This is a genomic window from Saccharothrix algeriensis (assembly GCF_016907655.1).
GTDB lineage: Bacteria > Actinomycetota > Actinomycetes > Mycobacteriales > Pseudonocardiaceae > Actinosynnema > Actinosynnema algeriense.
Map to the genome: position 1 here is coordinate 5172894 of NZ_JAFBCL010000001.1, position 21453 is coordinate 5194346.

20 protein-coding genes, 1 pseudogene and 1 riboswitch are annotated in these 21453 nt (G+C 74.0%); of the genes and pseudogenes, 6 read left to right on the forward strand and 15 right to left on the reverse strand.

What is annotated here, in order from left to right; translation table 11 throughout:
- Positions 1 to 24 precede the first annotated feature (24 nt).
- Positions 25 to 117: riboswitch (glycine riboswitch) on the forward strand.
- Positions 118 to 278: 161 nt separating this feature from the next.
- Positions 279 to 3167, forward strand: a complete 2889-nt coding sequence (gcvP, locus tag JOE68_RS23710; protein WP_204844480.1) for an aminomethyl-transferring glycine dehydrogenase — start codon at positions 279 to 281, stop codon at positions 3165 to 3167.
- 379 nt (positions 3168 to 3546) lie between these two features.
- A complete protein-coding gene (locus JOE68_RS23715) occupies positions 3547 to 4113 on the forward strand; it encodes a hypothetical protein (protein ID WP_204844481.1) in 567 nt (188 codons plus the stop codon).
- 365 nt (positions 4114 to 4478) lie between these two features.
- Here JOE68_RS23715 and JOE68_RS23720 read toward each other — a convergent pair whose 3' ends face one another.
- Positions 4479 to 4883 (reverse strand): DUF3224 domain-containing protein, encoded by a 405-nt coding sequence (locus JOE68_RS23720; protein WP_204844482.1) that lies wholly within the window; start codon positions 4881 to 4883, stop codon positions 4479 to 4481.
- Between the two features lie 62 nt (positions 4884 to 4945).
- Between JOE68_RS23720 and JOE68_RS23725 the strand changes: the two genes are divergently transcribed.
- Positions 4946 to 5920: a helix-turn-helix transcriptional regulator gene (locus JOE68_RS23725; RefSeq protein WP_204844483.1), complete on the forward strand. Its 975-nt coding sequence runs from the start codon at positions 4946 to 4948 to the stop codon at positions 5918 to 5920.
- A gap of 9 nt (positions 5921 to 5929) precedes the next feature.
- On the opposite strand, the gene JOE68_RS23730 is transcribed toward JOE68_RS23725, so the two are convergent.
- Entirely contained in the window at positions 5930 to 6907 is a 978-nt protein-coding gene (locus JOE68_RS23730; protein ID WP_204844484.1) for a LysR family transcriptional regulator, read from the reverse strand.
- A 126-nt stretch (positions 6908 to 7033) separates the two neighbouring features.
- Between JOE68_RS23730 and JOE68_RS23735 the strand changes: the two genes are divergently transcribed.
- Positions 7034 to 8455 carry an MFS transporter gene (locus JOE68_RS23735; protein ID WP_307819849.1) on the forward strand — a complete coding sequence of 474 codons (1422 nt, stop codon included), beginning with the start codon at positions 7034 to 7036 and terminating at the stop codon, positions 8453 to 8455.
- Here JOE68_RS23735 and JOE68_RS23740 read toward each other — a convergent pair.
- The 3 genes from JOE68_RS23740 to JOE68_RS23750 all read right to left on the reverse strand — a co-directional run bounded on the left by JOE68_RS23740 (position 8452) and on the right by JOE68_RS23750 (position 12119).
- Positions 8452 to 10230: a VWA domain-containing protein gene (locus JOE68_RS23740; protein ID WP_204844486.1), complete on the reverse strand. Its 1779-nt coding sequence runs from the start codon at positions 10228 to 10230 to the stop codon at positions 8452 to 8454. The two genes, JOE68_RS23735 and JOE68_RS23740, sit on opposite strands and share 4 nt — an antisense overlap.
- A gap of 94 nt (positions 10231 to 10324) precedes the next feature.
- Complete coding sequence (locus JOE68_RS23745; protein ID WP_204844487.1) at positions 10325 to 11200, reverse strand: 3-methyladenine DNA glycosylase; 876 nt, start codon at positions 11198 to 11200, stop codon at positions 10325 to 10327.
- A gap of 4 nt (positions 11201 to 11204) precedes the next feature.
- Entirely contained in the window at positions 11205 to 12119 is a 915-nt protein-coding gene (locus tag JOE68_RS23750; protein WP_204844488.1) for an ArsR/SmtB family transcription factor, read from the reverse strand.
- Positions 12120 to 12175: 56 nt separating this feature from the next.
- On the opposite strand from JOE68_RS23750, the gene JOE68_RS23755 reads away from it, so the two are divergent.
- Both JOE68_RS23755 and JOE68_RS23760 read left to right on the forward strand, forming a co-directional pair.
- The gene (locus JOE68_RS23755; RefSeq protein WP_204844489.1) at positions 12176 to 13408 is read left to right on the forward strand and encodes an MFS transporter; all 1233 of its coding nucleotides are present in this window, start codon (positions 12176 to 12178) and stop codon (positions 13406 to 13408) included.
- 70 nt (positions 13409 to 13478) lie between these two features.
- Positions 13479 to 14705 carry an MFS transporter gene (locus tag JOE68_RS23760; RefSeq protein ID WP_204844490.1) on the forward strand — a complete coding sequence of 409 codons (1227 nt, stop codon included), beginning with the start codon at positions 13479 to 13481 and terminating at the stop codon, positions 14703 to 14705.
- 39 nt (positions 14706 to 14744) lie between these two features.
- On the opposite strand, the gene JOE68_RS23765 is transcribed toward JOE68_RS23760, so the two are convergent.
- The 10 genes and pseudogenes from JOE68_RS23765 to JOE68_RS23805 all read right to left on the reverse strand — a co-directional run bounded on the left by JOE68_RS23765 (position 14745) and on the right by JOE68_RS23805 (position 21417).
- Positions 14745 to 15011 carry a hypothetical protein gene (locus JOE68_RS23765; protein ID WP_204846400.1) on the reverse strand — a complete coding sequence of 89 codons (267 nt, stop codon included), beginning with the start codon at positions 15009 to 15011 and terminating at the stop codon, positions 14745 to 14747.
- 38 nt (positions 15012 to 15049) lie between these two features.
- Complete coding sequence (locus tag JOE68_RS23770) at positions 15050 to 15262, reverse strand: hypothetical protein (protein WP_204844491.1); 213 nt, start codon at positions 15260 to 15262, stop codon at positions 15050 to 15052.
- Positions 15263 to 15295: 33 nt separating this feature from the next.
- Complete coding sequence (locus JOE68_RS23775) at positions 15296 to 16072, reverse strand: ABC transporter permease (protein ID WP_204844492.1); 777 nt, start codon at positions 16070 to 16072, stop codon at positions 15296 to 15298.
- The gene (locus JOE68_RS23780) at positions 16069 to 17007 is read right to left on the reverse strand and encodes an ATP-binding cassette domain-containing protein (protein ID WP_204844493.1); all 939 of its coding nucleotides are present in this window, start codon (positions 17005 to 17007) and stop codon (positions 16069 to 16071) included. Before JOE68_RS23780 ends, JOE68_RS23775 begins: the two co-directional genes overlap by 4 nt.
- A gap of 175 nt (positions 17008 to 17182) precedes the next feature.
- Positions 17183 to 17386, reverse strand: a pseudogene (locus JOE68_RS31365) (cytochrome P450); the annotation flags it as partial.
- Entirely contained in the window at positions 17323 to 17535 is a 213-nt protein-coding gene (locus tag JOE68_RS23785) for a hypothetical protein (protein WP_204844494.1), read from the reverse strand. The gene JOE68_RS23785 and the pseudogene JOE68_RS31365, both read right to left, overlap by 64 nt.
- A complete protein-coding gene (locus JOE68_RS23790) occupies positions 17532 to 18392 on the reverse strand; it encodes a DUF4097 family beta strand repeat-containing protein (protein WP_204844495.1) in 861 nt (286 codons plus the stop codon). The genes JOE68_RS23785 and JOE68_RS23790 overlap by 4 nt, the downstream gene beginning before the upstream one ends.
- Positions 18393 to 18441: 49 nt before the next feature.
- Positions 18442 to 18936 (reverse strand): hypothetical protein, encoded by a 495-nt coding sequence (locus JOE68_RS23795; RefSeq protein ID WP_204844496.1) that lies wholly within the window; start codon positions 18934 to 18936, stop codon positions 18442 to 18444.
- Between the two features lie 127 nt (positions 18937 to 19063).
- The gene (locus JOE68_RS23800; RefSeq protein ID WP_204844497.1) at positions 19064 to 20098 is read right to left on the reverse strand and encodes a hemolysin family protein; all 1035 of its coding nucleotides are present in this window, start codon (positions 20096 to 20098) and stop codon (positions 19064 to 19066) included.
- Positions 20095 to 21417 (reverse strand): hemolysin family protein, encoded by a 1323-nt coding sequence (locus JOE68_RS23805; protein ID WP_204844498.1) that lies wholly within the window; start codon positions 21415 to 21417, stop codon positions 20095 to 20097. The genes JOE68_RS23800 and JOE68_RS23805 overlap by 4 nt, the downstream gene beginning before the upstream one ends.
- Positions 21418 to 21453: the final 36 nt, after the last annotated feature.

The following is a 21453-nucleotide window of genomic DNA, read 5'->3' on the forward strand; positions in this document are numbered from 1 at the left end:
GGGTACCATTCGCGGGTAGTCGCTTTATCCCGTGCGGGAGAGTCCGAGACCTGCTCTCGGCGCCGAAGGAGCAAATCCTCCCCGGAACCTCTCAGGCGCAAGGACCGCGCGGGTGAGACGCCTCTGGAAAGCGGGTCGGGCAGCCGGCCCCGCCGACGGTGCAAGCCCGCGCGCGGGTGAAGCTCTCAGGCGCCCGGTCCGGGCGGAAGACAGAGGGGGAGGGCAACGGCAGACGTGTTTCCCCACCAGGGAAACGGCCCGGCCCCGGAGGCGCATCTATGTCGCAGGACCGCATCCCCCTCGCTGCTCTCGAGCACGGCACGCCCTTCGCCGACCGGCACGTCGGCCCGCGGCCGGCCGAGCTGGCGCGCATCCTCGACGTCATCGGCGTCGGCTCGCTGGAGGAGCTGGCGCAGCGCGCCGTGCCCGGGTCGATCCGGGAGCGGGACCTGGAGCTGGCCCTGCCGGCGCCGGCCACCGAGACCGAGGCGCTGGCCGAGCTGCGCGCGCTGGCCGCCCGCAACCGCCCGCTCAAGCAGATGATCGGCCTGGGCTACTACGGCACCACCACGCCGCCGGTGATCCGCCGCAACGTGCTGGAGAGCCCCGCCTGGTACACGGCGTACACGCCCTACCAGCCGGAGATCTCGCAGGGGCGGCTGGAGGCGCTGCTGAACTTCCAGACCATGGTGGCCGACCTGACCGGCCTGGACCTGGCCAACGCGTCGATGCTGGACGAGTCGACCGCCGCCGCCGAGGCCATGACGCTGCTGCGCCGGGCCGGCCGCAGCAAGTCCAACCGGTTCGTGGTGGACGCCGACGCGCTGCCGCAGACGCTGGCCGTGATCGAGACGCGGGCCGAGCCGCTGGGCATCGAGGTCGTCGTCGCCGACCTGTCGCAGGGCCTGGAGGGGCTGGGCCTGGGCGGCGACTTCTACGGCGTGCTGCTGTCCTACCCCGGCGCGTCCGGCGTGGTGCGCGACCAGCGGGCCCTGATCGAGGAGGTGCACGCGGCCGGCGCGCAGGCCGTCGTGGTGGCCGACCTGCTGGCGCTGACGCTGCTGCGCCCGCCGGGCGAGATCGGTGCGGACGTCGTCGTGGGCACCACCCAGCGGTTCGGCGTGCCGATGGGCTTCGGCGGCCCGCACGCCGGGTACATGGCGGTCCGGCAGGGGCTGGAGCGGCAGATGCCGGGGCGGCTGGTCGGGGTGTCGGTCGACGCCGACGGCGCGCCCGCCTACCGGCTGGCCCTCCAGACGCGCGAGCAGCACATCCGCCGGGAGAAGGCCACCAGCAACATCTGCACCGCGCAGGTGCTGCTCGCGGTGATGGCGTCGATGTACGCGGTGTACCACGGCCCGGAGGGCCTGCGGGCGATCGCGACCCGCGCCCACCGGATGGCCACGGTGCTGGCCGCCGGGCTGTGCGAGGGCGGCGTCGAGGTCGTGCACGGCGAGTTCTTCGACACCGTGCGCGCGCGGGTCGAGGGGCGCGCCGCGGAGGTCGTCGCCATGGCCCGCGACCTGGGCGTGAACCTGTGGCGGGTGGACGACGACGTGGTCGCCATCGCCTGCGACGAGACCACGACCCGGGCCGACCTGGTGACGGTGTGGGAGGCGTTCGGCGTCACCGTGGCCGACGTGGACGGCCTGGACGCTGACACCGCCGACGGCATCCCCGCCGAGCTGCGCCGCACCAGCGACTACCTGACCCACCCGGTGTTCCACGCCCACCGGTCGGAGACGGCGCTGCTGCGCTACCTGCGGCAGCTGTCGGACAAGGACGTCGCGCTGGACCGCAGCATGATCCCGCTCGGCTCGTGCACCATGAAGCTCAACGCCACGGCCGAGATGGAGCCGGTCACCTGGCCCGAGTTCGCCGAGCTGCACCCGTTCGCGCCCGCCGCGGACGCCGCCGGCCTGCTGTCCCTGGTCGGCGACCTGGAGCAGTGGCTGGCCGAGATCACCGGGTACGACGCGGTGTCGCTGCAGCCCAACGCGGGCAGCCAGGGCGAGTTCGCGGGCCTGCTGGCGATCCGCGCCTACCACCGCTCGCAGGGCGCGGCGCACCGCGACGTGTGCCTGATCCCGTCGTCCGCGCACGGCACCAACGCCGCGTCCGCCGTCATGGCCGGGATGCGGGTGGCGGTCGTGAAGTGCGACCACCGCGGCAACATCGACGTGGACCACCTCAAGCACCTGATCCACGACCACTACGACGACCTCGCCGCCATCATGCTCACCTACCCGTCGACGCACGGCGTGTACGAGGACACGGTGCGCGACGTGTGCGCCATGGTGCACGACGCGGGCGGCCAGGTGTACGTCGACGGCGCGAACCTCAACGCCCTGATCGGGCTGTCCCGGTTCGGCAAGTTCGGCTCCGACGTGTCCCACCTGAACCTGCACAAGACGTTCTGCATCCCGCACGGCGGCGGCGGCCCCGGCGTCGGCCCGATCGGCGTCCGCTCCCACCTCGCGCCGTTCCTGCCCAACCACCCGCTCCAGCCCGCCGCCGGCCCGTCGACCGGGGTCGGCCCGATCAGCGCCGCGCCGTGGGGCTCGGCGTCGATCCTGCCGATCTCGTGGGCGTACGTGCGGATGATGGGCGGCGACGGCCTGCGCCGGGCCACCCTGACCGCGGTCGCGGCGGCGAACTACGTGGCGCGGCGGCTGGACGAGCACTACCCCGTGCTCTACACCGGCGAGAGCGGCTTCGTCGCCCACGAGTGCATCATCGACCTGCGGGCCATCACCAAGGCGACCGGTGTGACCGTGGACGACGTGGCCAAGCGGCTGGCCGACTACGGCCTGCACGCGCCCACCATGTCGTTCCCGGTGGCGGGCACGCTCATGGTGGAGCCGACGGAGAGCGAGGACCTGGCCGAGATCGACCGGTTCATCGACGCGATGATCGCCATCAGGGGCGAGATCGACCGCGTCGGCTCCGGCGAGTGGCCGGCCGACGACAACCCGCTGCGCAACGCCCCGCACACGGCCGCCTCGGTCACCGGCGACTGGGACCACCCGTACAGCCGCGAGGTGGCGGTCTTCCCGGCCGGGACGTCCGCCCAGAAGCTCTGGCCCCCGGTCCGGCGCATCGACGGCGCGAAGGGCGACCGCAACCTGGTCTGCTCCTGCCCCCCTCTTTCCGCTTACGACGCCTGACCCACCGCTTGCCGCGCCGGTGACCGACCGGTGACCGGCGCGGCAAGCACCAGCACCACCCGCCCCCCGACACGGCCCTGTTGCGCTTGCAGGCATTCGGCACGCCCCGTGCAGACCGGTGTCTTCGTGTTCTCCCCGTATGGCCTGCCCGGAGGGCTACCATGCTTTCTTGGGGGGTGCAAGCACGCTTTTCGCTTGCACCCCCCAAGAAAGCATGGTCGTCTTTGACAGGCCATGCGGGGAGAACACGACCGCTGTTTCTTTTCCTTCTCCTTGGCGGCCTGCCTGTCCGGCGAGGACTCTTTTGGAGTACTTCTCACCTGGCGTGATCCAGTGCCGTGATGGATCATTCGGCGTTGCGGTAGGCGCCGGACGGGTCGTGATCCTGCGGTTCACCACCCCGGCGCCGGTGTCGGATCGGGCGGTGTCCACCGCGACCGCCTACGCGCTGACCAGCGGCTGCGCCTGGCGGGACCTGCCGTCTTCCAGCACGACTACAGGCCGTGGAGTTGATATGTCCGGATGGACTCCGGTGGTGTATCGCGGGGACGGGGCATGGATCGGGGTCATGTCCGGAGGGCGGATCGGCGTAGGGGTGGAACCGGAAGGTCGGGCTACCCTTGTGGGTTCCGGGTTCGTTCCCATGTGGCCCTTCATGGAGGGAAAGCTCTCTGCTTGTCTCGACGCGTTTTCTCGCGTGTGGGAATCCTTCGACGGATGTGATGTGTCGACTCCCGAGGAGTTGATCGAGTCGACCGTCGCGTCGGCATGGGCCTCGGGTCGCTCTTATTGGATGGAACTGGCTGTTCCCTGGGTGATCGAGATGGCGCAGGCGCGGGAGGGCGGATTCGATCGAAAGCTCGTCCACGAGCTTCTTGACGGGATGGCGGAGTCGAAGACCTTGGCTCCGGATTTGCGCGCTCGAGTTCGGCGAGTCAGGGCTTAGCCCGATGTCGCAGGCTTGGGCTGTGTTCGCGACTCGGGGGCGTCTCTGTTCGGCGATCGAATGTGGCTCTGGTCGGCGGGAAGCTTTGCCTTTCAGCTCCGGGCTCTACCGCGCCTGATCTCACCTGGGTCGGTGCGCGATCTTGGTATGAAGAGCGGCCGAGAGGCCCCCAAGGAGGAGGAAAAGAAAGGGCGGTCGTGTTCTCCTCCCCGCACGGCCTGCCGGAGGCAATCATGGTTGTCGGGGGGTGTCAAGCGAAGAGCGTGCTTGACACCCCCCGACAACCATGATTGGGCTGCGCCCAGGCCGTACGGGGAGGAGAACACGAAGGCACCGGTGTGCGCACCAGGTGCGGCGCTCGGCGGTCAGGGCAGCTCGAACACAGCCGAGTACCGACCGGTCTCACCCGGAGGCCACTCGATCGTGCCGTTCCCGGTCAGGCCGGTCAGGTCGGCCGTGGCCGAGACGACGGTGAAAGCGCTGCGCGCCATCCCGTCCCCGAACCCGCCGACGTGTTCCAGCACGAACGTCCCGGCCCGGCCGGAAAGAACGCCGGTCACGACCTCGTACCCGGTGAAGCGGCACGAGGCGTCGTCGGCGTACGACATCACGAACCGCATCTCACCGGAGCCCTCCAGCGCACCCCGGTACGCGCAAGCCATGCCGCCCGCGGTCTGCTTCGGTCCGGTGACCTCGTCGTACCTCCTGCCGTCCCACGTGTGCTCGTCCCAGCTCTTCATCTCGGCCGTGCCGGTCGCTCGGTTCTCCATGGCGCGGGATCCTGCACGCGGTACCTGACAACTCGTGTCAGGTACCGGAGGAGACTGGGGACATGCGCGCCGGCCGCCTGCTCTCGCTCCTCCTGCTGCTGCAGTCCCGCGGCCGGCTGACCGCCCACGAGCTGGCCCGCGAGCTGGAGGTGTCCGTCCGCACGATCTACCGGGACGTGGAGGCGCTGGGCGCGGCCGGCGTGCCGGTCTACGCGGACCGGGGCCCGGCGGGCGGCTACCGGCTGCTGGACGGCTACCGCACGCGGCTGACCGGGCTGACCGGGCCGGAGGCGGACTCGCTGCTGTTCGCGGGGATGCCGGGGCCGGCGGCCGACCTCGGGCTGGGCGCGGTGGTGGCCGCCGCGCAGCTCAAGCTGCTGGCCGCGTTGCCGCCCGAGCTGCGCTCCCGCGCCGGGCGCATCCGCGAGCGGTTCCACCTGGACACCTCCGGCTGGTTCCGGCAGCCCGAGGAGATGCCGTTCCTGTCCACCGTCGCGGACGCCGTGTGGGAGCAGCGCCGGCTGCGCGTCCGGTACCGGCGGTGGGGCAGCCGGGGCGGCGAGGTGGAGCGGGTGCTCGGGCCGGTCGGGCTCGTGCTCAAGGCCGGCCTCTGGTACCTGGTGGCCGAGGCGGACGGCGAGCCGCGCACCTACCGCGTGTCGCGCGTGCTGGAGGCGCACCGGACCGACGAGCCGTTCGAGCGGCCGGCCGGGTTCGACCTCGCCGCCTTCTGGGCGGACTGGTCGGCGCGGTTCGAGGAGCGCATGTACCCCATGGCGGTGACCGTGCGGCTGAGCCCCGCAGGGCTGGAGCGCGCGCGGGCGCTGCTCGGGCAGGTCGCGTCGCGGGCCTTGGCGGAGGTCGAGCCGGAGGAGGGCTGGACCACCGCCCGCGTGCCCGTCGAATCGCTGGAGCACGCCCTGGGCGACCTCCTGCGCCTGGGTCCCGGCGTGGAGGTCGTCGAGCCCGTCGAGCTGCGGGACCGGATCAGGGCGGCGCTGCGGGAGATGGCCGCCGTGTACGCCGACCGCCCCTGAGGCCCGCGCTCAGCCCGGCCCGTCGCCCCCACCCGCCGAGGTCCCGTCCGCCGGGGTCCCGTCCGCCGGGGTCCCGTCCGCCGGGGTCCCGCCCGCCGGGGCCCCGCACACCGCGACCACGCGGTCGCGCAGCCACCGGTGGGCCGGGTCCGCGTCGTGCCGGGCGTGCCATAGCAGCGACACCACCACCTCCGGCGCGGGGAAGGGCAGCTCGAAGGAGCGCATCCCCCGCCGCAGGGTCGCGGTGTGCCGCTCGGGGACCGTGGCGACCAGGTCCGACGCGTTCGCCAGCGCCAGCGCGGCGCCGAAGCCGTCGACCACCGCCACGACCCGCCGCCGGTGGCCGGTCGGGTCGAGCGCCGCGTCCACCAGCCCCTCGGTCGCACCGCGACGCGAGACGTGCACGTGCCGCGCGGCGGCGTACCGGGCCGCCGTCACGGTCCCGGAGGCCAGCGGGTGCTCCTCGCGCACCACCCCGACGAACCGGTCGGTGAACAGGGGCCTGCTCAGCACGTCGGGGGCCGGGGGCCGCCCGATCACGCCCGTCTCCAGGTCGACGGCGCCCGCCCGCAGGGCCCCGGCCCCCTCCCCGGTCTTCCGGAGGAACCGCAGGCGCACGCCGGGCGCCTCCGCGCCGATCCCGGCCACCAGCTCGGGCCCGAACCGCTCCACGAACCCGTCACCGCCGCGCAGCGCGAAGGTCCTCTCCACCGTCGCCAGGTCGAGCCGCGGCGCCGGCCGCAGCACCTCCTCGGCCTCCTGGACCAGGCCGCGCACGCGGTCGCGCAGCTCCACGGCGCGGGGCGTCGGCACCAGGCCCCGGCCGGCCCGCACCAGCAGCGGGTCGCCCGTGGCCCGCCGCAACCGCGCCAGCGCGCGGCTCATCGCGGACGGGCTGAGCGCGAGCCGTTCGCCGGCGCGCGTCACGCTGCCCTCCTGGAGCAGGACGTCCAGGGTGACCAGCAGGTTCAGATCGGGTCGGGCCATGCCCGCAGCGTGCCCGACATGGCGTCTGGTGCACAGCTCGGTTGCCATCTGTGCGTCTTCCGCCAGGTCAGGGCGCTACTTACGGTCGTCGTGACGACCCCGCCGACTCCAGGGAGCAACCACCCCGTGCGACCCGCAGAACCCGACCAGGCCCCGCCCGCCCCGCGTCGGGCGCTCACCGCGCTGTCGTTGTCGGTGCTCCTGCCGGCGATGAGCGTCAGCATCGCCAACATCGGCCTGCCCACCGTGGCCGTGGCCTTCGACGCCGCGTTCAACGAGGTGCAGTGGGTGGTGATCGCCTACCTCCTGGCCACCACGACGCTGGTGGTGGGGGTCGGCCGGCTCGGCGACCTCCTGGGCCGGCGACGGCTCCTGGTGGGCGGCATCGCCGTGTTCACCCTCGCGACGCTGCTGTGCGGGCTCGCCCCGGACCTCCCCCTGCTGATCGCCGCCCGAGCGCTCCAGGGCGTCGGCGCGGCGTGCATGGCGGCGCTGGCCATGGCCCTCGTCGGCGACGTGGCGCCCGGCGACCGCACCGGCGGCGCCATGGGGCTGCTCGGGACCGCGTCGGCGGTCGGCACGGCGCTGGGCCCGTCCCTGGGCGGGGCGCTGGTCGAGGTCCTCGGCTGGCGCGCGACCTTCTTCGCCTGCGTGCCGCCGGCCCTGGCCGCGCTCGTGCTCGCGGTCCGGGCGCTGCCCGCCGCCCGGCCGGCCGCTCCCCCCTCCGGCCGCCGGTTCGACACCACCGGCATGGTGCTGCTGGCGGCCACCCTGGGCGCCGGCACGCTGGCCGTGACGGTCGAGGGCGCCCCGTCCGGGCCGCTCACCGCCGGCCTGCTCGGCGCGGCGGCGGTGGGCCTCGCGCTGTTCGCCGCCGCCGAGCGCCGGGCGCCGTCCCCGCTGGTCGCCCCGCGGCTGCCGGGCGACCCGGTCCTGGCCGCCGGCCTGGTCACCAGCGCCCTGGTGTCGACCGTCGTGATGACCGCGCTCGTCGTCGGGCCGTTCCACCTGACCCGGGCGCTCGGCCTGGACCCGGCCCTGGTCGGGCTGGCGGTGTCGGCGGGCCCGGTGGTGTCGGCCCTGGTCGGCGTCCCGGCGGGCCGCGCCGTCGACCGCTTCGGGTCCGGGACCGCGGTGGTCGTCGGGCTGGGCGCGGTCCTCGCGGCGGCCGGGGCGCTCGCGGTGGCGCCCGCGGCGGCCGGCGTCGTCGGCTACGTCCTGCCCCTGACCGTCCTCACGGCCGGGTACGCCCTGTTCCAGGCGGCCAACAACACCGCGGTCGTGAAGGGCGCGCCCCCGGCGGAGCGCGGCGTGGTGTCGGGGCTGCTCAACCTGGCCCGTAACCTGGGCCTCACGGCCGGCGCGTCGGTCATGGGCGCGGTCTTCGCCTCCGCGGCGGGCGGCGTCACCACCGCCACCCCGGCGGAGGTCGCCCGCGGCACCCGCTGGACCTTCGCGGTGGCGGCGCTGCTGGTGGCCGTCGGTCTGGGCGTGGCGCCGGCGCTGCGGCTGCGCGCCCGCCGCGCCGTCCGCGCCGCCCGCGCCTAGGAGGACAGGAGTTGGGCCAGCGCCGCGTCGACCCCGCGCCCGTCGTCCACCACCGACAGCGTTCCGCCGGTCGACCGGGCCAGCTCGCCCAGCGGCTGCCGCTCCGGGTCCGGGCCGATGGCCAGCACGCTGATCGGGATGTCCTTGCCGTCCTGCCGCAGCTCGGCCAGCCGGGTCTTCAGCTCCGCGAACGTCAGCCCGCCGTCGTTGGCCCCGTCGGTCAGCACGATGATCCGGTTGCGCTTGCCCGGCTGGTGCTCCTCCAGGGTCTTGGCGTACAGCGCCACCAGGCTGGTGTAGAGCTGGGTCGCGCTCTGCGGGCGCAGGGTCGCCACGCCGTCGAGCAGCCGCTGCTTCTGCCCGGCGACCGGCGCGGTGGGCACCACCTGCCGGTAGGGCTTCTCGCCGTCCAGGCCGCGGGAGAACTCCCACAGGCCCAGCGAACCCGACACCGAGCGGTGGACCTGCCCGGCCAGCGCCTCCTTCACCCACGCCATCCGGGACTTGCCGTCGCCGCCGGGCTCCTCCATCGACTTGGACGAGTCCACCAGCACGGTGACCACCTGGCCGTCGCCGGCGGTCGCCCACGCGGCCGAGATCTGCTGGGCGGTGGTGGCGTCGGCGGGCACCAGCTTGTCGGTCATGGTCGCCCAGCGGATGCCCGGCGACGGCTTGGGCCGCTCGGTGGTGGCGTCGACCCGCAGGCCCGCGCCCGCCAGCAACCGCTGCTGGTCGTCCTCCAGCAGGAACTCCCGGAACTCCTGGGACGCCCGCACCTGCGCCTCGCCCACCCAGTCGCCGGCCAGCGGCACGAACGGGAAGTCCGCCACCGGCGACGGACCGCCCGCCGCCACGCCGTACAGCGGGCGCAGCGGCGGCGCGCCGCTGTCCTTGCCGGTGTTGTGCCGGTACAGGTCGACCTCGAACACCGGGACGGCGCTGAAGCCCGCGCCGTTCACCGCGGGCTCGTCCGCCAGCAGCGACAGCGCGCCCCACGTGGTGCTGGGCGCCTGCTCGGGCCTGGCGGCGGTGAGGCGGGCCAGGGTGGCCTTGACCGGTTCCAGCGCCAGCATCCCGGTGGTCACCGGGCCCTTGCCGTCGGGGCCGGCGCCGGCCAGGGCGGACTGGACGGCCATCGCCGTCGCCGCGTTCGTCGCCGGGTCGGGCATGGCGACCTTGAAGTCGCCCCACTCGGGCTTGCCGAACCGCTGCCAGCCGCCCGCCGCCGACGTGACCTCGGGCAGGTCGGTCCACCGGAACCCCGAGCCGGCCTGCAGCGCCTGCGCGCCCTCCTGCGGCAGCGCCAGCAGCACCGGGCTGGCCGCGATCGACACCGGCTGCGCGCCCAGCAGCGCGCGGTTCTGCGCGGTCAGCCGGTTGGCCCACAGCATCGAGTCGGTGACCCACGCGTGCGGGCTCTCGCCCAGCCGGTCCCGGTCCCAGCCCTGCGTCAGGCCCTGGAGCACCACCTCGGAGTCGATGGACTGCACCTCGACCCGGATGCAGTGGTCGTACACGACCGGCCGCTGCCTGCTCCACGCCTCGGCGACCCCGCGCACGGCCTCGGCGACGCTGGGCGTCGCGGCGACCCGCAGCAGGGCTTCGCCCGAACGGCAGTCACCCGCCTGGGCGGCGGCGCGTCGCTCCACGACGCCGCTGACCCACGTCCACCCGAGGTACCCGAGGACCAGGAGGGCGACCACACCGACGATCGCGACGGGCCACTTGGCGATTCCGCGCCGCACCTTCGTCCGCAGCGCGCGGTGTCGAGACATCGTCTTCCCTCTCAGCGTCCGACTACGGCTGGCGAATCCCGACCGTCGTCACGCTAACAGGTCATGTCTGCGTTACAGGTGAAGTCACGTTGCGTCAGCCGGAAGTCACGGATTGCGGGAGAAAAGTCCGCGTGAGGTGGATCAGCGCATTCCGCAGCGGGGCCGCCTCGGCCGCGAAAGCGCTCTGCTGCCGGACGTACTCGGCGCGCCCTTCCGGCGTCTCCACCGGCACCGGTGCGTATCCGAGCGCTCGCAGGTCGTAAGGGCTGGCGCGCATGTCGAGTTCGCGAACCCGCAGCGCGAGTTCGAAGCAGTCGGCCAGCAACTCCGACGGGGTCGCGGGATCGAGTTTGTAGCACCATTTGAAAAGGTCCATCGACACGTGCAGGCAGCCCGGCTGCTCCATCCGGACCTGCGTCTCGCGCGCCGGGCGCAGCGCGTTGAGCGGGCGCGCCTCGGGCGTGAAGAACCGGTAGGCGTCGAAGTGGCTGCACTGGACCTTGCTCGCGTCCACCACCGCGTCGGTGCCCGCGCCGCCCAGCCGCAGCGGCCAAGCCTCGTGCCGCACCCGCTGCGACCGGTACACCATCGCCCACTCGTGCAAGCCGAAGCAGCCCAGGCGCGGCGCGCGGGAGGCGGTGGCGGTGAGCAGGTCGTGGACGAACGCGACCGTGGACGCCCGCTCGCGCGCGAACGCCGCCACGTCCAGCGCCACACCGCCGTCGACCTGCCGGTACGCGGGCCGGCCCAGGTACTCCCGCGCCGCGTCGCCCGCGAGCACGACACCGGGTCCGGGGTGCCAGCGCTCCATCCGGGACGGCCGGTGCGAGTAGTAGGAGAACAGGAAGTCCAGCACCGGGTGCTTCTCGCCGCGCGCCTTGCGCTCGTGGTGCGGGACCGTCCAGGCGCGGACGCGGTCGCGGTGCGCGTCCCGGCGCGCGGTCCACTCCGCTTCAGGCAGGACACGCACCCCCTTACGGTACTTCCCCCCGGACGAGGGCCAGCCCGAGGCCGGTGCGCAGCGACACGACCTCGCGCCCCTCGCGCCTGCTGACCGCCAGGCCCGCGGCCCGCAGCACGCCCAGGTGCTGGGAGACCGCGCCGACCGTGACGCCCAGGCGGCCGGCCAGCTCGGTGACGGTGCTGGGGCGCTCCAGCTCGTGCAGCAGGCGGGCGCGGGTGGGGCCGAGCAGCCGGGCCAGGGCGTCGGAGGTGGGCGCGTCCGCCCGCTCCCACAGCGAGCCGAAGCCGTGCGCGGGGTAGCACAGCGCCAGCCGCACGGGGCTCTCCCGCAGGTAGACGTCCGGCCAGGTGAACGCCGACGGCACCAGCACCAGGTCCCGCGCGCCGATGGCGACCCGCCGGCCGCGCACGCGGATGGCCGGGGCGTCGTAGCCGACGTCCTGGTGCAGCTCGGCGAGCACCGTCGGGCCGCCCGCCTCGACCATGCGCCGCCCCCGGCGCTCCACGTCGCCCTGGAGGACGCCCTCGAGCCGGGACCAGACCGGGGCGATGATCGCCCCGTGCACCGCGCCGAGTCGCTCGGCGATGGTGGTCAGGGTGGCCAGGGGGTCGTCCAGCAGCGACCGGAACCGGGGTTCGGCGGGCAGGGCGGCGGCCACCCGGTGCGGCTCGGCGACCCGCGGCAGCCACCGCAGCTCGTCGGCGATGCCGATGGACCGGATGCCCGGCGTCGGGATCAGGAACTCCGGGATCACCGGCCGGGTCACCAGGGTGGTCAGCAGCGTCGGGTCGTCGCCGAGGGCGGCGAGCCGGGGCTCGGCCCAGGTGGTCCAGCGCTGGTGGACGGCGTAGTAGCCGGGCGCGGCCAGCACCCGCAGCGCGGCGACGGTCTCCCACAGCGGCGAGACGGCGAAGCGAAGGGCCACGCTTTATCTGACACTAAAACGTTCGCGTCCGCCAACGCCATTGGCAGGGTGATCGCATGTCCAGGGGGTGGGTGCGGCTGCAGGCCGCCGCGGTCTCGGGTTCGACCGCAGAAGGCGTGATGTTGACGGTCCTGCCGTGGGCGGCGTTGTCGCTGACCGACGACCCGACGCGGATAGCCCTGGTCAACGTCGTGGGGCAGGCGCCGTGGCTGTTGTTCTCGCTGTTCGCGGGTGTGCTGATCGACCGGGTGAAGCGGACGACCGTGCTGGGCGTGGCCTACGGGGTGCAGGCGTGCGCGGCGCTGGCGTTGGGCGTGGCGGCGGTGACGGGTGCGCTGAGCCTGCCGTTGTTGCTGGTGGTGGCGTTCGTCGTGACCTCGGCACAGGTGCTGGGGGACGGCGCGTCCGGGGCGCTGGTGCCCGACGTGGTGGAGCCCGACCGGTTCGCCGCCGCGAACACGCGGCTGATGCTCATCGACCGGGGCGTGGTGCAGTTCGTCGTGCCGCCCGCGGCCGGGTACCTGCTCGTGCTGGGCTTCGGCGTGCCGCCCTGGGTGGCGCTGGTGGCCGCGCTGGTCGCGTTCCTGGTGAGCCGGGGCATCCCGTCGCGGGCGGTGACGCCGTCGGCGAAGCACCCGCTGCGCGACATCGCCGAGGGGCTGAGGTTCCTGGTGGGCACCAGGCTGCTGCTGTCGATCACGGTCGCGGTGGCGCTGGGGTCGTTCGCGGCCAGCGCGCAGATGGCGATGTTCGCGCTGTACGTCGACCGGGTGCTGCACCTGGGGACCGTCGGCTACGGCGTGATCCTCACCTGCATGTCCGTCGGCTGGGTGGCGTCGTCGTTCGTGGTGGACCGGGTCGTGCGCAAGCTGGGCTACGCGTGGTCGATGCGGCTGGCCCAGGTGGGCATGGTGGTCGCGCACGTGCTCATCGCCGTGCTCCCGCCCTGGGCGGCGGGGATCGCGGTGGTGGTGCTCCTGGAGTCCGGGATCGTGATGCTGTGGAACGTGTGCTCGCAGTCCAGCCGGCAGCGCTTCACCCCGACCGGGCTGCTCGGGCGGGTGCTGACCAGCCACCGGGCGCTGGCCTGGGGTCTGACGCCGCTCGGGGCGCTGGCCGGGGGCCTGGTGGTGGACGGGTTCGGGCCGCGCGCCGTGTACGGGATGGGGGCGGTGATCCAGCTCGGTGCGCTGGCCGTGGCCTGGTACGGGTTGTCGCCCAAGGCGTTCGCGGAAGCCGAGGCGGCGGCGTCGGCGGCGGCGTCCGAACGGGCCGCCGCCGGGCGGTGAGCGCTTGACCGCTGCCGATACCCGAGTAGTCGTGGAACCCGGCACTGCGGGTTCGAGGGGGGCTCAGGGGATGACCGGAGGGTGGGCGCGGCTGCAAGCCGTCGCTGTGTCGGGTTCGGTGGCCAAGGGGTTGCTGCTGGCGGTCCTGCCGCTGGTGGCGGTGTCGATCACGACCGACCCGCGGCAGGTGTCGCTGGTCAACGTCGTGGGGCAGGCGCCGTGGCTGCTGTTCTCGCTGTTCGCGGGTGTGCTGATCGACCGGGTGAAGCGGACGACCGTGCTCGGTGCGGCTTATGCGGTGCAGGCGTGCGCCGCGCTGGTGTTGGGCGTGGCGACGGCGGCGGGTGCGCTGAGCCTGCCGTTGCTGCTGGTGGTGGCGTTCGTCGTGACCTCGGCGCAGGTGCTGGGGGACGGGGCGACCGGGGCGCTGGTGCCCGAGGTGGTGGAGCCCGACCGGTTCGCCGCGGTCAACACGCGGCTGATGCTCATCGAACGCGGTGTCGTGCAGTTCGTGGTGCCGCCGGTGACGGGGCTGCTGGTGGGCCTCGGCTTCGGCGCTCCGCCGGTGCTCGCGCTGGTGGCGGCGGTCGTGGCGTGGGCGGTGAGCCGGGGCGTCCCGTCACGGGCCGTGATGCGGTCGGTCGAGCACCCGCTGCGCGACCTCGCCGAGGGGCTGAGGTTCCTGGTGGGCACCAGGCTGCTGCTGTCGATGTCGGTGACGGCGGCGTTGGGGGCGTTCGCGGTCAGCGCCGGGGTCGCGACGTTCGTGCTCTACGCGTTCCAGGTGCTGCACCTGGGGCCGTTCGGCTACGGCGTGATGCTCACCGTCATGGCGGCGGGCTGGGTGGTGTCGTCGTTCTTCGTGCACCGGGTCGTGGACCGGCTGGGCTACGCGTGGTCGATGCGGCTGTCGCAGATCGGACTGGTGGCCTGCTTCGCGCTCGTCGCGTTCCTGCCGCCGTGGCCGCTCGCGATCGGCTTCGTCCTGTTCGCGATGTCGACGACCGTGATGGTGTGGAACGTGTGCTCGCAGTCCAGCCGGCAGCGCTTCACCCCGACCGCTCTGCTGGGGCGGGTGCTGACCGGCCACCGGGCGCTGGCGTGGGGCCTGAACCCGCTGGGGGCGCTGGTGGGCGGCCTCGTGGCGGCCGGGGCCGGGTTGCGCGCGGTGTGGGTGGTGGGCGCGGCGGTCCAGGCGGGGGCGCTGGCCGTGGCCTGGTGGGGGCTGTCGCCCGGGGCGTTCGCGGTCGCCGAACGGGCGCTGGACGACGACCCGGCCCCGCACGGCGCGGGGTAGGGGCGGGGAACCCCGCCGCGCGACCGGCCGCCCGAGGGGTCAGAGCGGCGGGATCAGGCCGGGGAACTTGCGGGCGCCCTGGCAGTGCGGGCACTCCCGCCCGTTGTCCACGGTGCGGGGCACGCCCCCGATGACCGCGGACGTCGGGTGCGCCACGAAGCCCGCACCACCGCACAGCTGGCAGATCGTGCGCGGTTCCGAGGTGACGCCGAACAGGTCGTCCTCGTCCTCTTCGTCGTCTTCCTCGTCCTCGAAGTCGTCGTCTTCGGGCTCGAAGTCGTCGTCCTCGTCTTCGCTCGGGTCCACGGGGGACACCGTAGTCCGGCGTCCCCCGTGCCGGCCGGTCAGGGGTGCCGGCCCACCTCGTCCACAATGGACTGCCGGGGCGCGGTGCGGACGCCCGTGCCGAGCAGCTCGTAGGCCCGCGGGTCGGACACCAGGACCGACGGCCGGAGGAGCCGCCCGGGATCCGGGTCGGGCCACGCGATGCCGGTGCCCAGGCCGGTGCTGCCCCTGGCGCCCTGCACCACGGACAGCTCCGGCAGCTGCACCACCACCCCGCTGCGGGGTCCGGCCCGACCGCTCCGCGGTCAGCGCGCAGGGTCCCGGTTGTACAGCTTGCGCGACCACGAGTAGCCGAGCAGCGTCGCGAGCAGGCACCACCCGACGGCCGACCACGCGCTGTCGCCGATGGGCGTGCCGGTGAGCACACCGCGCAGCGTGTCGATGACCGGCGTGAACGGCTGGTGCTCGGCGAACCACGCCAGCCCCGGCGCCATCGAGTCGGTGGGGATGAACGCGCTGCTGATGAACGGCAGGAACTGCAGCGGCAGCGCGAACCCGTTCGCGCCCTCCGGCTTCTTCGCCGCCAGGCCGCCCGCGACGGCGAGCCAGGTCAGCGCCAGGGTCAGCATCAGCAGCACCGCGCCGGCCAGCAGCCAGCCCCCGAGGGACGCCTCCGGGCGGAAGCCGATCAGCAGCGCCACCCCGACGACCAGCGCGAGGCTGACCACCGTGCGGATCACGCTGCCCAGGACCTGCCCGGTCAGCACCGACACGCGGGCGATGGCCATGGTGCGGAACCGGGCGATGATGCCCTCGGTCATGTCGACGTTGACGTTCACCGCCGTGCCGGCGCCGGCCGCGCCGACGCCCATGACGAGGATGCCGGGCACCAGGTAGTCGATGTACGAGCCGCCGTCGACGGTGTCGACGATCGCGCTGCCGAACACGTAGACGAACAGCAGCATCATGAACACCGGCATCACCAGGCCGCTGAGGGCCATCACCGGGTAGCGCCGGAGGTGCCGGAAGTCCCGGCGCAGCATCGTCATCGAGTCGGACAGGGTGTGGGCCGCGGTGCTCATCGCGCTGCCTCCTCCAGGGTCGGCCGCTCGGTCAGGGCGAAGAAGACGTCGTCCAGGTCGGGGGTGTGCACGGTCAGGCCGGCGGGTTCGACGGCGGCCCGGTCCAGGTCGTCGAGCAGCGCGCGCAGCGACCGCACGCCGCCGTCGCCGGGCACCTGCAGCGTCAGCGCGTCGTCGTCGCGGTGCGTCGCCCGCAGCGCGCGGGCCGCCGCGTCCAGCGCCCGCGCGTCGTGGAACCGCAGGCTCACGTGCCCGCCCGGCACCAGGCGCTTCAGCTCGGCGGCGGTGCCCTGCGCGACCAGCTTCCCCCCGTCGAGCACCGCGATCCGGTCGGCGAGCTGGTCGGCCTCCTCGAGGTACTGGGTGGTGAGCAGGATCGTCACGCCCTCGTCGGCCACCAGTCCCCGGATGATCTGCCACAGCCCGTGCCGGCTGCGCGGGTCGAGCCCGGTGGTCGGCTCGTCGAGGAAGATCACCCGCGGCCCGCCGACCAGCGTCATCGCCAGGTCCAGCCGCCGCCGCATCCCGCCCGAGTAGGTGGCCGCGGGCCTGCCGGCGGCCTCCGCCAGGTCGAACCGCTCCAGCAGGTCGGCGGTCAGCCGCCTGCCCTCCCGGCGGGGGAGGTGGCGCAGGTCGGCCATCAGCCGGAGGTTCTCCGCCCCGGTCAGCAGGCCGTCCACGGCGGAGAACTGGCCGGTCACGCCGATCACCGAGCGCACCCCGTCCGGGTCGGTGCGCAGGTCGTGCCCCGCGACGCGCACCTCGCCCGCGTCCGCGGTGATCAGGGTGGACAGGATCCGCACGGCGGTGGTCTTGCCCGCCCCGTTCGGGCCGAGCAGCGAGAACACCGCGCCCTCGGCGACTTCCAGGTCGATGCCGTCCAGCACGACGTGGTCGCCGAATTTCTTGCGCAGCCCGTGGGCCGAAATGGTCATGGGTCCCCCTCGGAGGAAATGGGAATGCCTGGTGCGCCGGTGGTGGGCCGGCGGAGGAAATCGCGGGAGGGCTCGTGGAAAAGCGCGCGGAAAAGCGCGTGGAAGAGCCCGGGAGGAAGTGCGGGAAGGAGTGCGGATCAGCGGGGCCGGCCGGGTGGGGAGGCAGCCCGGGAGGTCAGGCGGTGCGCACCGGCAGCGCGCGCACGCCGGTCATCATCGGCGACGGCATGAACGCCGGCGGGACGTCGGGGTCCACGCGGAGGCGCGGGAACCGGTCGAGCAGGATGTCGAGCGCGATCCGGCCTTCGAGCCTGGTCAGCGGCGCGCCGACGCAGAAGTGGATGCCCCGGCCGAAGGCGAGGTGCGGGTTCGGGTCGCGAAGTCCGCCTCCACCTTCGCCCCCTCGTGGCCGTAGACGTTCCAGACGGCGGTCTCCTCGTCGAACGCGACCGCTCCTGAGGGGCGCTCGCCGCGCAGCCAGGTGTGCTCGGGGTGGATGCCCCACCGCTCGGCCGACGTGGTCTTCACAGGTCCTCCTCCATCGGGGTGGCCCGGCGGATGACGATGTCGCCGAAGCCGGTGCGCGCGCGGATCTCGACGGTGTCCGCGGCGGTCTCGGGGCCGGGGGCGGCCTGGAGGGTGTTGTGCACGGCGCCGACCACGGACCGGACGTCCAGCCAGGCGGCGGTGCCGGCGCGGATGCCGACCTCCAGGCGGCCGACGGCGGTCTCCAGCACGGTGGCGCCGCGCACGACCTCGTCCACCCGCACGTTGCCGTTGGCGGTCGTGGCGGTGACGTCGGTGTGCGCCAGGCCGACGGAGATGTCGCCGTTGGCGGCCTGCGCCCGCAGGACGCCGGTGACCTCGCCGACCCGGATGGCGCCGTTGGAGTTGCGGAGCACGGCGGCGCCGTCGACGTGCTCGACGTGCAGCTCGCCGGACCCGGTGACCACGTCGGCGGGCCCCTCGCCGCGGGCCAGGTCGATGTTGCCCACGGCGGTGCGCAGGGTGGCCGGGCCGGTGCGGTCGAGCCGGAGGTCGCCGGTGGCGCTCTTGAACCGGAACTCGCCGAACCGGCCCCGGCCGACCACGCCGCCCAGCGCGGACTCGCCGCGCACGCTCGACCCGGTGGGCAGGCCGATGGTGACGTCGACCGAGCCGCCCCGGCTGAAGACGCCGCGCTGCTTGGGCGTCCTGATCCGCAGGCGGCCGTCCTCGTACTCGACACGGGTCTGGTCGGCGGCCTTGACGTCGCCGTCGCGGAACGGGTCGCTGGGGCGGACCTCGACCGAGGTGTCGGCGCGGTCGCTCGCGGTGATCCGGGTCTCGCCGACCGAGAGGTCCAGGGTGACCTCGATCGGCGCGGGCGTGGCGAAAATGGGCATGGCTGTCCCCTCGGAAGTGGGTCGTTCGGCGTTCGTGCTGGTGGGCGGGCTACCGGACCCAGCCGGTGTAGCGCTGGCCGATGTGGTGGGAGGGCTGGCGCACGCCCTGGTCCAGGGCCGCCGACGCGGCCCGGACGAGCCACGCGTTGACCGAGGTGCCCGCCCGGCCGGCGGCTTCCTCGACCCGCTGCTTGAGGTGCTCGGGGAGGCGGAGGTTGACGCGCGTCATGGCGCTGTCGTCGTCGGCCGCGGGCGGTGGCGGGAGCGGCGCGTCGGGGGCGCCCGGCGCGGGCGGCTCGGCGGGCGGGGCGGTCACCACGAACTCCGGGTCGCGCCCGCGCAGGCGCACGTCGACCGAGCCGGGGGCCAGGTCGCGGGTGATCTCGGCCGCCGCCGCCGACAGGGCTTCCAGCAGCGTCAGCCGGGCGGCGGACTCGACCTGGGTGGTCAGGCGCTCGGCCAGCGCGCGGGCGTCCTCGCCGACGGCCTCGGCGGCCGTCGCCAGTTCGCGGCGCAGGTTGTCGACGTAGGGCGTGAGATCCATGGCACCACTATGGCACTACCGTGGTGCCATGGCAAGCCGTAATTGGTGCCAAGTGGTGCCACTCTGGCTCAGGGTGGCGTTTAGGCAGTTCAGGGGCCTGGGAATGGAGGTTCTTGCGCCGGTCGGCTCACAGCTCCCGACGCACGTGGGTGCCATCGCGCACCGTGCCGACGTACTCCTCGACCAGGTCCTCCAGCGCCACGACGCCGACGACCGCGCCGCTCGCCGACACCGCCCGCGCCAGGTGGCTCTGCGCCCGCCGCAGCGCCGTGAGCGCCTCGTCCAGCCGCGCGCCCACCGGCACCTCCGGCAGGCCCCGGACCCGGTGGCCCGGCACCTGCGCGGACGGGTCGGCGTCGGCCAGGTCCAGCACGTCCTTCACGTGCAGGTACCCCACCAGCCGGCCGTCCTCGGCGACCGGGAACCGGGAGAAGCCGGTGGCCGACACCGACCGCTCCACCTCGTCCATGGTGGGCCGCGCCGACAGGCACGTGACCCGCTCCAGCGGCACCAGCACGTCGGCCACGGTCCGCTCCGTGGACGACAGGGTCTGCGCCAGCCTGCGGTGCTCGGAGTCCTCCAGCAGGCCCTCCTCCCGGGACTGCCCGATCAGCAGGGCCAGCTCGTCGCGCGTGTACGCCGACTCCAGCTCCTCCTTCGGCGTCACGCCCACCAGCCGCAGCACCGCCGTCGCGACCACGGTGAACCCGCGCAGCAGCGGCGCGACCAGGCGGCAGAACCAGTAGTGCACCGGCACCAGCCACAGCGCGGTGCGCTCCGGCCCGGCGATGGCCAGGTTCTTCGGCACCATCTCGCCCAGCACGGTGTGCAGCGCCACCACGACGACCAGCGCCAGCGCGAACGCCACCCCGTGCCGCACCGCCTCCGGCAGCCCCAGCGCCCCGAACGGCGCCTCCAGCACCTCCGCCACGGCCGGTTCGCCCAGCGCGCCCAGCCCCAGCGAGCACAGCGTGATGCCCAGCTGCGCGCCCGCGATCAGCAGCGGCAGCTCGCGGCCCGCGCGGATGACCACCCGGGCCCGCGAGCTGCCCCGGTCGGCCAGCGCCTCCAGGCGGTCGCGGCGGGCGGTGATGATCGCGAACTCCGCGCCGACGAAGAACGCGTTGCCCGCCAGCAGCAGGAAGATGACCAGGACGCTCACCGCGCCACCTCCGACGGCGACTCGACCCGCAGCTCGGCCACCCGGTGCCGGTCCATCTGCACCACGGTCACCCGCCAGCCGTCGACCCGGATCTCGTCGCCCACGTCCGGGATGCGGCCCAGCCGGGCCAGCACCAGGCCGGCCAGCGTCTCGTAGTCGCCCGGCGGCATCCGGAAGCCGGTCGCCTCGAACACCTCGTCGTCGCGCAGCAGGCCGGACAGCAGCCAGCGGTCCCGGCCCAGCGACCGGACCGGCGCGCGCTCCCGCCGGTCGTGCTCGTCGCGCACGTCGCCGACGATCTCCTCGACCAGGTCCTCCAGCGTGACCAGCCCGGCCGTGCCGCCGTACTCGTCCACCACCAGCGCGCTCTGCAGGCCCGAGGCGCGCAGCCGGTCCAGCAGGGCGTCGCCGGGCAGCGTCTCCGGCACCGTCTGCACCGGCCTGGTCAGCGCGGACACCGGCGTCGTCGCCCGCTGCGCCCGCGGCACGTTGAACGCCTGCTTCACGTGCACGATGCCGCGCACCTCGTCCAGGTCGCCGTGGTGGACCGGGAAGCGGGAGAAGCCGGTCTCGCGCGCCCTGGCCAGCAGGTCCAGCACGGTCGCGTCGGCGCGCAGCGACTCCACCCGCACGCGCGGCGTCATCAGCTCGTCGGCCGTGCGGTCGCCGAACCGCAGCGAGCGGTCCAGCAGGGTGGCGGTGCCCGGGTCGATGGTGCCGTGCTCGGCGCTGGAGCGGATCAGCGCGCCCAGCTCCTGCGGCGAGCGGGCGGAGGCCAGCTCCTCGGCCGGCTCCACGCCCAGCGCGCGCACCAGCCGGTTCGCCGCGCCGTTGAGGCCGGTGATCAGCCAGCGGAACACGGCGGAGAACCCGGCCTGCACGCCCGCGACCGCCCGCGCGGTCTCCAGCGGCCGGGCGATGGCCAGGTTCTTCGGCACCAGCTCGCCGAACACCATGGACAGCGCGGTGGCCAGGGCCAGCGCGACGACCAGCGAGATCGGCCCGGCCACCGCCCCCGGCACGCCCAGGCCGCCCAGCGCCGGGGAGACCAGGTGCGCGATGGCGGGCTCGGCGATGTAGCCGGTGATCAGCGTGGTGAAGGTGATCGCCAACTGCGAGCCGGAGAGCTGGAACGACAGCGCCCGGTGCGCCCGGTCCACCGTGCGCGCCTTCGCGTCGCCGACGGCGGCGAGGTGCGACTCGACGGTGCTGCGCTCCAGCGCGGTGAGCGAGAACTCGGCGGCGACCGCGATGAACGTGCCGATGGTCAGTGCCACGACGGCGACCAGCCCCAGCACGCCGAGCAGGACTTCGGTCACCGGTCACCCCTGGTGGGGTCCGGGCTGTCGGGTGAG